This window comes from Micromonospora parva (assembly GCF_040649675.1).
Taxonomy (GTDB): domain Bacteria; phylum Actinomycetota; class Actinomycetes; order Mycobacteriales; family Micromonosporaceae; genus Micromonospora; species Micromonospora parva.
In genome coordinates, this window is sequence record NZ_JBEZFX010000009.1 from 26,443 (window position 1) to 40,129 (window position 13,687).

Consider the following 13,687-nt stretch of genomic DNA (forward strand, 5'->3'; position numbering starts at 1 on the left):
TTGCGAGAGGAGGTGAACGCGATGGCACAGCCGACCTACGAGTGGCGACCCCCTGCGCGCGCGTGGCGTGAGCAGGACCTGTTCCACCTGCCTGAGGACGGGAACCGCTACGAGATCGTCGACGGGAGCCTGCACGTAACACCTCCAGCCGGTCCCGAGCACCATGAGCTGGCGGACGACATCCGGATGGCGATCCGCCTGGCCGCGCCCACAGGTTGGCGGGTGATCCGGGAGATCGGGGTACGGGTCCCGGGCGGCAATCTCATCCCTGACCTGACGGTGTTGCGGCCAGACGCACCGCGCGAGCGGATGTGGGCCGAGCCGGCGGACATCGGTCTCGTCCTGGAAGTCGAGTCGACAGGAAGTCGTCGCCACGATCGGTTCACCAAGCCCGCCCTCTACGCCGAGGCTGGTATCGCACATTACTGGCGGGTGGAACGGGGCAACTTCGGCCCGGTGGTCTACCGCTACCGGCTCGGCGAGGGCGAGCACTATGAGCTGTTGGGCACCCTGGGTCCGGACGACCCAGTGAACGTGGACGAGCCGTGGCCGATGAAGCTGGACCCGTCTGCCTGGCCGCGCTGAGACAAACACCCGGACAGACCGAAGCCCGGCCCGCTGCACGCGGGGCCGGGCTTCGTCGTCTGTGTAGCTCAGCCCTTGCCGGCGTGGCTGGCGAGCTGGTCGAGGCCGTTGATGATGCCGCCGGCCAGGTCGCCGCCGCTGAACGCGCCGACCATGGAGAGCGCGGCCAGCTTGGCGTACGTGTCGGGGATGCGCTTGCGGGCGTATCGCCCGGTGACGATCTCCAACTGCCGCTGGTTGGGCGACACGGCGATCAGCACCGACTTGTCGGGCTCGGCGAGCTGACGGTGCAGCCGCTGGGCGTGCTCGCGGATCGGCTCGTCGAGACCGCCGACGAAGACCGAGAACACCAGGCCGGTGCCCTTGTCGGCCAGGCGCAACGCCTCGTCGATGCGCAGCAACTGGCGGGTCGAGAACGGCCCGTCCAGCACCTCGGGCGGATTTTCCGACCCGGCCTGCTTCTCACCAACGGTCACTTGCGCCTCCGGTTCCACCGGCCGGCGCCTCGACGCTGGCCTTCTCAAGCTTGTGGCTGGTCAGCGCGGGCGCCTGCGCCCCCGCCGTCAGCGCGGTGCCGGCCGAGTCGGCCAGCTGCTCCGGGCGGCCCAGGAACCAGACCGGAGTGAAGTCGAAGGGCCGGCCCGGCCGGTAGCGCTTGGCGTGACCGCCACCGCCGGTGGCACCCCCACGGCTACCGGCGTACGACAGGCCGGCGATGACCAGCACCGCTGCCAACGGGATGCCGACGAAGACCAGCAACGTCTCGGTAACAGACAATCCCAACGCCCCCAGGCGGAAGAAGGACGACCTTGAAAAACCGGGTCGGATGGACGATCACGCTGCCGACCGCCCGACTCCGTCGCCATTCACGTTAGCGGAGTCGACGGCCCGCCAGATTGCGGGGTGCCGATCCCATCCGTCACTGGAGTTCTCCAGTTGCGCAGCGGTAGCGATAAGCCGCGCGTCGTCGCCGTACCGGCCGGTGAGCAGCACCCCGACGGGCAGTCCGTCGGTGGTGCTGCCCAGCGGCAGGGAGACGGAGGGATCGCCGGTGACGTTGAAGATGGCGCAGTAGGGCGAGAACCGGCGTTGCCGGTCGAAGTCGGCGGCTGGGTCCGCGTCGGCGCTGAACCAGCCGACCGGCGCCTGCGGGGTGGCCAGAGTGGGGCAGAGGAGCAGGTCGCAGCCAGCGGTGCGACGGGTGCCCAGGCGGACCTGCGCCTGCAACTCCCCGAGGGTGGCGGCCAGGGTGCCGGCGGAGAGCTCGGCGCCCCGGGCCCGCAGCAGCCGGGTCAACGGCAGCAGCTCCGCCTCCCGCTGCGGCGGCACCGGGGCGAGCGCCAGCACGTACCAGAGGATCTCGAACAGCGGCCACGCCGCCGGCCCGAGCGGCGGCGGCACCTCGACCACCTCGTGGCCGGCCGCCGTGAGCAACGTGGTGGCCCGGTCCACGGCGGCGACGCAGTCGGGGTGCACCGGCTCGTCGGCGAGCATCGGCGTGGTGAACCGGCCGATCCGCAGCGGGCCGGGCTCGGCCCGGCGCGCGACGGCCAGGTAGCCGCCGGGCGGCGCGACCGGCGGCAGGTAGGGCTCGCCGGGGACCGGGACGGCCATGACGTCGAGCAGCGCGGCGACGTCGGTGACCGTCCGCCCGAGCGGACCGCTGATGGGCAGGCCGAACGCGCCGGAGCCGACCGGCCCGCCGGAGACGAGGCCCCGACTGGGCTTGTAGCCGACCAGGCCGCAGAGCGACGCCGGGATGCGTAGCGACCCGCCGCCGTCGGACCCCTGGGCGACCGGGACCAGCCCGGCCGCGACCGCCGCCGCCGCGCCGCCACTGGACCCACCCGCGGTGTACGCCAGCTGCCACGGGTTGCGGGCCGGTGGCGCGACCCGGCCCTCCGAGTAGAGCGAACAGCCCAGCTCGGAGGTGGTCGTCTTGCCCAGGCTGACCAAACCGGCGGCCTTGATGAACCGGACCACGTCGGCGTCGACCGGCGGGACAAAATCGGCGAACGCCGCCGAGCCGAAGGTGGTGCGCACCCCGGCGGTGAGGGTGAGGTCCTTGATCGCGGTCGGTACGCCGTGCAGCGGGCCGCGCTCCCCGGTCGGCACCGCGTCGGCGGCCCGTGCGGCCTGCCGGGCGAGATCCGGGGTGACGGTGACGAACGCGCCCACCGTGTCGCCGAGCGCCGCCACCCGTCTCAGGCAGTGCTCGACCAGGTCGACGCTGGACAGCTCGCCGCGCGCGATGGCGGCGGCCTGCTCCAACGCGGTCAGGTCGTGCGGTTCGGCCATCCCGCCATCCTGCCGCCCGTCGGCCCTTCGCGCAGCCGACACGCGCTGCCGTCCCTAATCGGACCAACCGGACGGCCCGGGTTGGTCAGCCGTGCAGGAAACGCAGGGCGTTGGCGGATCGGAGCTTGTCGCGCTGGGCGTCGGTGAGGAAGTCGGCCGCGTCGACAACAGCGCCGGCCGGCCGTTCGCCAAGCGGGTACGGGTAGTCGCTGCCGATCAGCACCCGATCCTCCCCCATGGTGTCCACCAACAGCCGCAGCGCGGGCGGCGTGAAGACCACCGAGTCGACGCTGAACCGGTCGACGTAACTGCTGGGCGGGGCGGCGGACGCGCCCCGGACCAGGTCGCCGCGGCGGTGCCAGGCGTTGTCGGCGCGACCCAGCCAGAACGGGAAGCTGCCACCACCGTGCGCGAAGCAGATCCGCAGCGTCTGCGGCACCCGGTCGAAGACCCCGCCGAGGATCATCGCCAGCACCGACAGGTGCGTCTCGGCGGGCATCCCGGTGAGCCACCGGGCCATCCAGCGGTCCAGTCGCGGTCCGCCCGGCATGTCCCACGGGTGGACGAAGACGGGTGCGCCCACCTCGGCGCAGTGCTGCAGGAAGGTGACCACACCGGCGTCGTCCAGGTCGCGGTCGCCGACGTGGTTGCCGATCTCCACGCCCACGTGCCCGGCGGCGAGGCTGCGGTCCAGCTCGGCGCAGGCGGCGTCCGGGTCCTGCAACGGCACCTGGCAGAACGGCACCAGCCGGTCACCGCCGGCCGCGGTGACCTCCAGGGTCAGGTCGTTGAAGATCCGGGCGACCTTGACCGCCTGGTCGGCCGGGCGGTCGTAACTGAAGAAGACCGGGGTCGGCGAGACCACCTGCACGGCCACCCCGTCGGCGTCCATGTCGGCCAGTCGCGTCGAGGCGTCCCAGCACTCCGCGCCGACCGGGCGGAACTCCGTCTCCCCCACCATGATCATGGCGGCGCGCTCGGAGTCCACCCGCAACCACGGCCAGCCGGACCCGCCGCACGCCGCGCCGAGGTCCGGCCACCCCTTCGGTACGACGTGCGTGTGCACGTCGACAACGGCTGCGGGCATCAGCCCTTACCCGGGTGCAGGGTGCCGCAGTTGGCGCAGGTGCGCGCCGCCTCGTCGGCGTAGAACGCCTGGAACACCGGCGGCAGGTCGGCGGCGATGTCGCGGACCTGCAACTCCACCTCGTGCACCTTGTGCCCGCACTCGGGGCAGTACCACTGGAATGTCTCCAGCGTGCCCTCCTCGCGGACCCGCTCGACGACCACGCCGATCGAGCCGGCCTCGGGCCGCTGCGGGGAGTGCGGGGTGTTGCGCGGCAGCATCCACATCTGACCCTCGCGCACGTGCACCGTACGCGGCCCCTCGGGAGTGACCAGGTTGATGTGCATGTTGCCCTTGACCTGGTAGAAGAACTCCTCGTACGGGTCCACGTGGAAGTCGGTGCGCTGATTGGGCCCGCCCACCACCATCACGATGAAGTCGTCCCCGCCGGGGAACATCTCCTTGTTGCCCACCGGGGGCTTCAACAGGTGCTGGTTGTCCGCGATCCAGCCCGGAAAGCTGAACGGCTCGGCGATCTCACTCACGACTGACCTCCCGAGGGAAGAAGGGCCACGGCCTGGATTTCGATCAGCAGGTGCGGGTGCGGCAGCTGGTGCACCGCCACCGTGGTACGGGTCGGCCCGGAGGCGTCGAAGAACTCCGCCCACACCTCGTTGTAACCACCGAAGTCATTCATGTTGACCAGGTACGTCGTCACCTGGACGAGGTCGGTGAGGTCCGCGCCGACCGAGCGCAGCAGATCGCCGATGTTCTCGATCACGGCCCGCGTCTGCACCCGGATGTCGAGGTTCGTGGTGCCGAACTCGTCCACCTCGACGCCCGCGAAGCTGTTGTCCGGCCGCCGGGACGACGTACCGGAGACGAAGACGAACCCACCCGCCACCTTGACGTGCGGAAACGCCCCCCGAGGAACGGCCTTCCCGGCGACGACCCGGGCGGTCACGACGACGCCCGGAGCGACGCCGTGCCGAGCTTCTCGACGACCGCGCGGACATGGGCACCGGGACGCAACGGCACCGCGGCGGTCGCGGCACCGGCCAGGAAGACCCACCCCGACTCCAGCCGCACCCCGTGCCCGCCCGCCAGCCGGATGCCCTCGTCGAGCGCCCGACGCGGGTCACCGAGGATCGCCGCCGTCGAGCCGACCTGCGCCACCCGCCCGTCGACCTCCAGCAGCACGCCGAGGTTGTCCAGCCCCGCCGGCACCGGCGACCACGGTCCGATCACGAAGGCGGCGGCAGAGGTGTTGTCAGCGATCACGTCCGGCAGGGAGAAGCGGAAGTCCGCGTACCGGGAGTCGATCAACTCGATGGCCGGGGCGACAGCGCGGACCGCCGTGGCGAAGTCGCCGACCGGTTCGCCCGGCTCGGGCAGCCGGTCCAGCAGGAACGCCACCTCCGGCTCGACGCGGGGATGGATGTACGCGGCCGGGTCCACGGCGCCGCCGTCGGGCACCCGCATCGCGTTGGTGAGCCGCCCCCAGATCACCTCGTCCACACCGACCTGGGCCATCTTCGCCCTGCTGGTCAGCCCCATCTTCAACCCGACCAACCGTTCACCGGCGTTCAGCCGGCGGTGCAGCAGCGCGGCCTGCACGGCGTACGCGGTGTCCACGTCGAGGCCGGTCTCGGCGGCGAGCTGCGGGATCGGGGTGGCCGTGTCGGCCGCCGTACCCAACTTCTCAGCGATCCCGGCGATGTCCGGTCCGATCATGCTGCGCCACCTTCCGTTCGCGGCTGCGGGGCTCGCAAACCCGGCTCACTCACCGCCGGCTCCTTGCCGGCCAGGTCGAGTGCGACGTCGACGATCATGTCCTCCTGGCCGCCGACCATCCGGCGGCGGCCCAGTTCGACCAGGATCGACCGGACGTCCACGCCGTACTTCGCCGACGCCCGTTCGGCGTGCCGCAGGAAGCTGGAGTAGACCCCCGCGTACCCCAGGGAGAGCGTTTCCCGGTCCACCTGGACCGGCCGGTCCTGCAGCGGGCGGACGATGTCGTCGGCCGCGTCCATCAGCGCGAACACGTCGCAGCCGTGCTTCCAGCCGTGCAGCTCGGCGACCGCGACGAAGACCTCCAGCGGGGCGTTTCCGGCACCCGCGCCCATGCCGGCGAGCGAGGCGTCGACCCGGACGGTCCGGCCGTGCGCCGCGTCGGGGCCGACCGGCGCGGACCCGGTGACCCGCCCGTGCTCGACGGCGAGCACGCTGTTGGCCACCCCGAGCGACAGGTTGTGGTGGGCGTGGATGCCGATCTGCGTGTCCGGGGCGAGGACCTGCCGGTACGCGTCGACCCGCTGCGCCACGTCGGACATCAGCAGCCGCCCGCCGGAGTCGGTGACGTAGACGCAGTGCGCGCCGTACGACTCCATCAGCTTCGCCTGACCGGCCAACCCGGCCGCGTCGTTCATGTGCGACATCATCAGGAACCCGGCCACGTCCATGCCGTTCTCGCGGGCCCAGGAGATGTGCTGGGCGGAGATGTCCGCCTCGGTGCAGTGGGTGGCGACCCGCACGCTGGTCACCCCGAGCGCCTTCGCCGCCTTCAGGTCGGCGATGGTGCCGATGCCCGGCAGCAGCAGGGTGGTCAGTTTCGCGGTGGTCAGCACCTCGGCGGCTGCGGAGATCCACTCGGCGTCGCTGGCCGCGCCGTGACCGTAGTTGACGCTGGAACCGGCGAGCCCGTCACCGTGCGCCACCTCGATGGCGGCCACCCCGGCGGCGTCCAGCGCGGCGGCGATCGTCCGTACCTGGTCGACCGTGTACCGGTGGGCGATGGCGTGCATGCCGTCGCGCAGCGTCACGTCCTGGATGTACAGGTCGGTCATGCCACCGCTCCCGTCGACCGCAGGGCGACCAGCCGCTCCGCCGTACGCAGCGCGGCGGAGGTCATGATGTCCAGGTTGCCGGCGTACGCGGGCAGGTAGTTCCCGGCACCGGAGACCTCCAGGAAGACCGACACCTGCAACGCGGTGAGCTGCCGCCCGAGCGAGGGCAGGTACGTCTCGACCCGGTCGAACTGCACGTCCTGCTTGAGCCGGTAACCGGGCACGTACTCCTGCACCGTCGCCACCATGTCCGCCACCGAGGCCGCGATGGCACCGGTGTCGGCGTCGGCGTCCGGGCAGAGGCAGTAGACGGTGTCCCGCATCAGCAGCGGCGGGTCCGCCGGGTTCAGCACGATGATCGCCTTGCCCCGTTCGGCCCCGCCGACCACCTCGATGGCCCGGGCCGTGGTCTCGGTGAACTCGTCGATGTTGGCGCGGGTGCCCGGCCCCGCGGACTTCGACGCGATCGACGCGACGATCTCGCCGTACGCCACCGGCGTGACCCGACGCACGGCGGCCACGATCGGCACCGTCGCCTGTCCGCCGCAGGTCACCATGTTGACGTTTGGCTCGTGCAGGTGCTCGTCGAGGTTGACCGGCGGCACCACGTACGGGCCGAGCGCGGCCGGGGTCAGGTCGACCACAGTGCGGCCGTGCGCGCGCAGCACCTCGTCGTGACGTCGGTGCGCGCCCGCCGAGGTGGCGTCGAAGACCAGCTCGACGTCGGCGAACTCGGGCATCGCGACCAGCCCGTCCACACCGTCGGCGGTGGTGGCCACGCCGAGCCGGCGGGCCCGCGCCAGACCATCGGAGGCCGGGTCGATGCCGGCCATCGCCACCATCCGCAGACTGTCGCTCAATCGCAACACTTTGATCATCAGGTCGGTGCCGATGTTGCCGGAACCGAGCACCGCCACACCGACGCTCATGCCGAACCCTCCCTGCTGAAAGAGGTACGCACCGAGCCGAGCCCGGAGATGCGGGCCTCGTACGCGGCGCCCGGGGTGACCGGCACCATCGGACCGAGCGCCCCGGAGAGCACCACGTCCCCGGCGCGCAGCGGGTCGCCGGCCCGGGCGAGGGTGCCGGCCAACCACTGCAGGGCGTGCAGCGGGTTGCCCAGGCAGGCCGCGCCCGCACCGACGGAGACCGGCTCACCGGCGTGCTCCAGCACCATTCCGCACAGCCGCAGGTCGACGTCGGCGAGCCGGCGCGGCGTGGTGCCGAGCACGAAGAGCCCGCTGGAGGCGTTGTCGGCGACGGTGTCCACGATGGAGATGTCCCAGGCGGCGATCCGTGAGTCGACGATCTCGATCGCCGGCAGCACGTGGTCGACCGCGCGGATCAGGTCGACTGTGGTGAGCTGCGGGTTCGGGAGATCCTTGTCGAGCACGAAGGCGATCTCCGCCTCGACGCGGGGCTGGAGCAGCCGGTCGATGGGCACCTCGACCCCGTCGCCGACCGCCATCGCGTCGGTCAGCATGCCGAAGTCCGGCTGGAACACCCCGAAGGTCTCCTGCACCGCCCGGGAGGTCAACCCGATCTTCGCGCCGACCCGGCGTTCGCCGCGACCCTGCCAGGCCCGCGCCTGGAGCTGCTGCACCCGGTACGCGGACTCCACGTCGCCCTCCGGCAGCAGCCGGCCCCGCAACGGCGCGCACGGCTTGCCGGTGCTGCGGGCGTCGGCCAACTCCCGGTTGGCGGCCTCGATGTCAGCTTCCATGCCCGCTCCCTCGGTACGGCTCACGACAGGTCCACGCAGACGTTGGTGAGTTCGGAGTAGAAGTTCAGCGAGTGCACGCCGCCCTCACGACCGATCCCGGACGCCTTCACCCCACCGAACGGGGTGCGCAGATCCCGCAGGAACCAGGTGTTCACCCAGACGATGCCGGCGTCGAGCCGGGCGCCGGCCCGGTGCGCCACGCCCACGTCCCGGGTCCACACGGTCGCCGCCAGACCGTACTCGGTGCCGTTGGCGAGGGCGTACGCCTCGTCCTCGGTGTCGAACGGCGCGACGTGCACCACCGGGCCGAAGATCTCCTCCCGGTTGGTACGGGCGTCCGGGGCGAGCCCGGTGAGCACCGTCGGCTGCACGTACGACCCGCCGTCGCGGGCGTCGCCGAAGGTGGGCGTGCCGCCACCGGTGAGCACCTCGGCGCCCTCGGCGCGGGCCAGGTCGTACGCGCCGAGCACCTTCGCCCGGTGCTGGTGGGAGATCAGCGGCATGGTGGCGGTGGCCTCGTCGGTCGGCCAGCCGTACGCCAGCTCGCCGGCCCGCTTGGCCAGCCGGGCGGTGAACTCCTCGAAGACCGGGCGCTGCACGTAGATGCGCTCGGTGCAGAGGCACACCTGCCCGCCGTTGGTGAAGCTGGACCGCACCGAGCCGGCGACCGCGGCGTCCAGGTCGGCGTCGGCGAAGACCAGGCCGGCGTTCTTGCCGCCCAACTCGAAGCTGACCGCCTTCACCCCGTCGGCGGCGGCCCGCATGATCGCGCCGCCGGTGGCCGACTCGCCGGTGAAGGTGATCGCGTCGACCCCCGGGTGGCGGGTGAGATGTTCACCGGCCGAACCCGGCCCGAAGCCGTGCACCAGGTTGAACACCCCGGCCGGCACCCCGGCCGCCGCCATCACCTCGGCGAGCAGCGTCGCCGAGGCGGGAGTCTCCTCGCTGGGCTTGACCACCACCGCGTTGCCGCAGGCCAGCGCCGGAGCCACCTTCCAGGTGAGCAGCAGCAGCGGCAGGTTCCACGGCACGATGACAGCTACCACACCGACCGGCTTGCGCAGCGCGTAGTTGAGCGCCCGGCCGCCGGTCGGGGTGACAGTGGTGAACGACTCGGTGGGTGCGGTCGCCACGATCTCCGCGAACGCCCGGAAGTTCGCCGCACCGCGCGGAATGTCCAACGTGCGGGCCTGGGCGATGGACTTGCCGGTGTCGGCGACCTCGGCGGTGACCAGGTCGTCGAAGCGGCGCTCCAACTCGTCGGCGACGCGGCGCAGCACCTCGGCGCGCTCCCGCTCCCCCATCCGACCCCACGGCCCGCGCAGCGCGGCCCGAGCGGCGGCCACCGCGTCGTCCACGGTGGACTCCGATGCCTCGTCGACCTCGAAGACCTGTTCCCCGGTGACCGGGCTGGCCTTGGCGAACGTCGTCGCGCCGTCGACGAACTCACCGGCGACGAAGTTGCGCAACCGGTGCGGGCCACTCGGCGCGTGGCCGGCCATCAGTCGCGGATCCCAGGTGCCGGTCATGCGCGCCTCCCTCGGCTCAGTGCCGCACCGATCGCGCCGACCAGCAGCAGCGCGGCCCCGCCGACGACCGCCCCGAGCACCCGGTGCTGTCGGCGCACCCGGCGGCGCACCTCGGCGTACGGGGTGGTGGAGAACGACACCAGCTCGTACTGGGAAACGTACCGGCCGGGCAGGGCCCGTTCCAGTGCGTGCTCCACCCGCCTCCGGGCCTGGAAGACCGGGGAGGCGACCTTGTCCCGCATCTCCACGAAGTTGGTGAGCGCCATCGTCGCGATGGCCTCGGCGTTCTCCTGCCGGCGCCGCTGGAACAGCGGCAACGCCGCCAACCAGTCGTCGGCGCACTCGTCCAGGCAGCGGTCCAGCTCCACCACGTCCTCGAACGCGCAGTTGGCGCCCTGGCCGTAGAACGGCACGATGGCGTGCGCCGCGTCGCCGAGCAGGCCGACAGTGCCGCTGACCTGCCAGGGGGTGCAGCGCACCGTGCCGAGCACGCCCACCGGGTTGTGCTGGTAGTCGTCGACCAGGTTCGGGGCCAGCGGGACCACGTCCGGATAGTGCTCGGTGAAGTGCCGTTCGATCTCCGCCGGGCTGGTCAGCGAGGCGAAGCTGCCGGCACCGTCGTTGGGCCAGAACAGCGTGCAGGTGAAGGAGCGGTCCGGGTTCGGCAGGGCGATCATCATCGAGGTGCCGCGCGGCCAGATGTGCAACGCGTCCTCCTCCAGGGCGAAGTCCCCGCCCAGCGGCGGGATCGTCAGCTCCTTGTAGCCGTAGTCGAGGAAGTCCACGCTCTCGTCGAGCAGCCCGTACGCCAGCAGTTGCCCGCGCACCGCGGAGCCGGCGCCGTCGGCACCCAGCACGACCGACGCCTTCGCCGCGACCGGGCCCTGCGGGGTCTCGAAGCTCAGCGCGCCGTCGCCCGGGTCGAGCCCGACCAGCCGGTGGTCGAAGACGACCCGTACCCCGGGCAGCGCGGCGGCCTCGTCCAGCAGGGCGTTGTTCAGCGCACCCCGGCTGATCGAGTTGATCGCCCGGTCGCCGGCCGCGCTGTACGACTGGAACTGCTGCTCGCCCTCGACCGGGTGGATCATCCGGCCGCGCATCGGCAGCGCGTCGGTCATCACCTGCTCGGCCAGCCCGATCCGGCGCAGCGCGTCCAGGCCGCGCTCGGAGAGCGCCAGGTTGATCGAGCGGCCGCGCTCGGCGACGCCGGCGCGCGGGTCGGAGCGACGCTCGTAGAGGGCCACCGGGTAGCCCCGCCGGGCCAGGAAGCAGGCCGCCAGACAGCCGGCCAGGCCGGCACCGATGATCGCGATCTCGTCGCGCCGCGCGGTCATGGGTTCACCCGCCCGACCGTCGCGGCCAGCGCGGACGCGGCCCGCCAACAGTCCAGGTACGTGGAGTACAGCGGCACCGGGGCGAACCGGACGACGTCCGGCTCACGGGCGTCGGCGATGACCCCGTGCTCGTACCGGAGGCGTTTGGTCAGCTCGGCGGCGCTGCCGGAACCGATGCGCACGGAGAGCTGGCAGCCCCGGCGGGCCGGGTCGCGCGGGGTGACCACCCGCAGCGGCCGGTCGACGGTCACCTGGTCGAGCAGCGACTCCAGCCAGCCGGTGAGGCGCTGGCTGCGCGCGCGTAGCGCGGTCATCCCCACCGTGTCGAACAGCTCCAGCGAGGTACGCACCGGACCCATCGCGAAGATCGGCGGGTTGGAGATCTGCCAGGCCTCCACAGTGGCCGGTGGCCGGGACACCGGCGTCATCTCGAACCGGGTCGCCGCCGCGGTGCTCCACCACCCCTCGAAACGGGGCAGGCTGCCGTCGCCGAGGTGCCGCTCGTGCACGAAGACACCGGCCAGGGCACCCGGGCCGGAGTTCAGGTACTTGTAGGAGCACCACGCGGCGAAGTCGACATCCCAGTCGTGCAGGGCCAGCGGCACGTTCCCGACGGCGTGGGCCAGGTCCCAACCGACCACCGCGCCGGCGGCCCGGCCGGCAGCGGTGATCGCCGGGATGTCCAGCAGCTCGCCGGTGAGGTAGTTGACGCCGCCGAGCAGCACCAGCGCCACCCGGTCACCCTCGGCGGCCAGGTAGTCGGTCACATCCTCGGTGCGCAGGGCGTCCTCACCGTCGCGCGGACGCAACCGGACCACTGTGTCGTCCGGGTCCAGGCCGTGGAACCGGGCCTGGCTGCGCACCGCGTAGCTGTCCGAGGGGAAGGCCGCGTCCTCGATGACGATGCGGGTACGCGCGCCGGCCGGGCGGTAGAAACTGACCATCAGCAGGTGCAGGTTGACGGTGAGCGAGTTCATCACCACGGCCTCCGCCGGGCGGGCGCCGACCAGTCGGGCGGCCGGCCCGGTCAACAACTCGTGGTACGGCAGCCAGGCGCGCTCCGCCTCCAGGTGCCCCTCCACGCCGAGCCGCCCCCACGCGTCCAGGTCGGCCAGGAGTTCGTCGCGGGTGGCCCGAGGTTGCAGGCCGAGTGAGTTGCCGGCCAGGTACGCCGACTCGGGGTGCTCGCCCCCGTCGGCCGGCGGCACGTGGAACAGGTGCCGGTGGCCGGGGTCGGCCTCGTCGCGGCGATGCGCTTCTTGTTCTGAGGTGTGCATGTCTCGCTCTCCGGTCACATCGCGGTGCGGGCCGACCACAGCTCCGGGAAGACCACCCGGGCCATGCTGCGTTGCAACCACGCCAGGCCGGCGGAGCCTCCGCTGCCGACCTTGGCGCCCATTGTCCGCTGCACCGCCTTGACGTGATTCCAGCGCCAGTCGCCGAACTCCTCGGCGACCGCGCTCAGCGCCTCACCGAGCAGCCGCAGGTGGTTGTCCGGGCCGGCGTCGTCGTAGATCCGCACCCAGGCCGCCTCGACCGAGGGCTGCGGGTCGTGCTCGACGGCCACGTCCCGGTCGAGCAGGTCGGCGGGGAGGTCGAAGCCGCGGCGGGCGAGCAGGGCGAGCACGTCGTCCCAGAGGCTGGGGGTGGCCAGTGCGGCGCTCAGCGCGGCGTGCACCTCGGCCTGCCGGCGGAACGGGCGGATCAGCGTCGGGTCGCGCAACCCGAGCAGGAACTCCAGCTGCCGGTACATCGCCGACTGGAAGCCGGAGGCTTCGCCGAGCAGGTTGCGGAACCGGTTGAAGTCGGCCGGGCTCATCCAGCGCAGGCCCTGCCAGGCGGCGTTGAGCCCCTCAAGGTGCAGCTTGGCTCGGCCCAGCGGGGCCAACGCCTCCCAGACCTGGTCGGCGCGGATCAGCCGCTGGGTCTCCCGCAACTCGTGGCAGGTCAGCCCGAAGTACAGCTCCATGATCTGGCTGACCATCAGGAAGGACATTTCGCCGGGGTCGTCGCTGAGCGGGTGCTGCATCTTGTGCAGGGCGCTGGCCTGCACGTACGCGTCGTACGGCACCATGTCGGCGAACTCCAACGTCGGCTCGCCACCGGTCCGCTCCGCCTGCGCGGCACGCTGCCCGGGGGTCACCGGCTGCACCGTGGCACGGCGGTTCGTCGCCCGCCGCTCCGTCTGATCCACCATCTCGTCTCCCTCCCCCGGACTAGCCGACGCCATGATCTCGCGGTCGGATCGGCCTGCGGAATGCCGAATCAACGGCTCTCGCCGCCTTCTCCTGGCAAACCAAAGGCAA

The 13,687-nt window shown here is 72.0% G+C and carries 15 protein-coding genes; 1 reads left to right on the forward strand and 14 read right to left on the reverse strand.

Annotated elements, in window-relative coordinates:
* Positions 1–21 precede the first annotated feature (21 nt).
* Entirely contained in the window at positions 22–585 is a 564-nt protein-coding gene (locus tag AB0C03_RS22515; protein WP_030333509.1) for a Uma2 family endonuclease, read from the forward strand.
* 68 nt (positions 586–653) lie between these two features.
* Here the strand turns inward: AB0C03_RS22515 and AB0C03_RS22520 are convergent, their stop codons facing one another.
* The 14 genes from AB0C03_RS22520 to AB0C03_RS22585 form a co-directional block, all read right to left on the reverse strand.
* Positions 654–1,061 (reverse strand): DUF5130 family protein, encoded by a 408-nt coding sequence (locus AB0C03_RS22520; protein ID WP_030333506.1) that lies wholly within the window; start codon positions 1,059–1,061, stop codon positions 654–656.
* Complete coding sequence (gene ctaJ / locus AB0C03_RS22525; RefSeq protein WP_435823380.1) at positions 1,048–1,362, reverse strand: aa3-type cytochrome oxidase subunit CtaJ; 315 nt, start codon at positions 1,360–1,362, stop codon at positions 1,048–1,050. The genes AB0C03_RS22520 and ctaJ overlap by 14 nt, the downstream gene beginning before the upstream one ends.
* A 57-nt stretch (positions 1,363–1,419) precedes the next feature.
* Positions 1,420–2,883, reverse strand: coding sequence for an amidase (locus tag AB0C03_RS22530; protein ID WP_030333503.1), 1,464 nt, complete (start codon positions 2,881–2,883; stop codon positions 1,420–1,422).
* 85 nt (positions 2,884–2,968) lie between these two features.
* Positions 2,969–3,970, reverse strand: a complete 1,002-nt coding sequence (locus tag AB0C03_RS22535) for an amidohydrolase family protein (protein WP_030333501.1) — start codon at positions 3,968–3,970, stop codon at positions 2,969–2,971.
* On the reverse strand, positions 3,970–4,494 hold the full coding sequence (locus tag AB0C03_RS22540) for a 3-hydroxyanthranilate 3,4-dioxygenase (protein WP_030333499.1): 525 nt from the start codon (positions 4,492–4,494) through the stop codon (positions 3,970–3,972). Before AB0C03_RS22540 ends, AB0C03_RS22535 begins: the two co-directional genes overlap by 1 nt.
* Entirely contained in the window at positions 4,491–4,913 is a 423-nt protein-coding gene (locus AB0C03_RS22545) for a RidA family protein (protein ID WP_030333497.1), read from the reverse strand. The genes AB0C03_RS22540 and AB0C03_RS22545 overlap by 4 nt, the downstream gene beginning before the upstream one ends.
* Entirely contained in the window at positions 4,910–5,683 is a 774-nt protein-coding gene (locus AB0C03_RS22550) for a 2-keto-4-pentenoate hydratase (protein WP_030333495.1), read from the reverse strand. Before AB0C03_RS22550 ends, AB0C03_RS22545 begins: the two co-directional genes overlap by 4 nt.
* Entirely contained in the window at positions 5,680–6,795 is a 1,116-nt protein-coding gene (gene dmpG, locus AB0C03_RS22555; protein WP_051708587.1) for a 4-hydroxy-2-oxovalerate aldolase, read from the reverse strand. The genes AB0C03_RS22550 and dmpG overlap by 4 nt, the downstream gene beginning before the upstream one ends.
* Positions 6,792–7,724, reverse strand: coding sequence for an acetaldehyde dehydrogenase (acetylating) (locus AB0C03_RS22560; protein WP_030333491.1), 933 nt, complete (start codon positions 7,722–7,724; stop codon positions 6,792–6,794). Before AB0C03_RS22560 ends, dmpG begins: the two co-directional genes overlap by 4 nt.
* Complete coding sequence (locus tag AB0C03_RS22565; protein ID WP_030333489.1) at positions 7,721–8,518, reverse strand: 2-keto-4-pentenoate hydratase; 798 nt, start codon at positions 8,516–8,518, stop codon at positions 7,721–7,723. The genes AB0C03_RS22560 and AB0C03_RS22565 overlap by 4 nt, the downstream gene beginning before the upstream one ends.
* Before the next feature lie 20 nt (positions 8,519–8,538).
* A complete protein-coding gene (locus AB0C03_RS22570) occupies positions 8,539–10,020 on the reverse strand; it encodes a 2-hydroxymuconic semialdehyde dehydrogenase (RefSeq protein WP_357638917.1) in 1,482 nt (493 codons plus the stop codon).
* 23 nt (positions 10,021–10,043) lie between these two features.
* Positions 10,044–11,381 carry an FAD-dependent oxidoreductase gene (locus AB0C03_RS22575; RefSeq protein WP_357638718.1) on the reverse strand — a complete coding sequence of 446 codons (1,338 nt, stop codon included), beginning with the start codon at positions 11,379–11,381 and terminating at the stop codon, positions 10,044–10,046.
* Positions 11,378–12,658, reverse strand: coding sequence for a kynureninase (gene kynU / locus AB0C03_RS22580; protein WP_357638720.1), 1,281 nt, complete (start codon positions 12,656–12,658; stop codon positions 11,378–11,380). The genes AB0C03_RS22575 and kynU overlap by 4 nt, the downstream gene beginning before the upstream one ends.
* A 14-nt stretch (positions 12,659–12,672) precedes the next feature.
* Positions 12,673–13,575, reverse strand: coding sequence for a tryptophan 2,3-dioxygenase (locus tag AB0C03_RS22585; protein ID WP_030333482.1), 903 nt, complete (start codon positions 13,573–13,575; stop codon positions 12,673–12,675).
* Positions 13,576–13,687 lie beyond the last annotated feature (112 nt).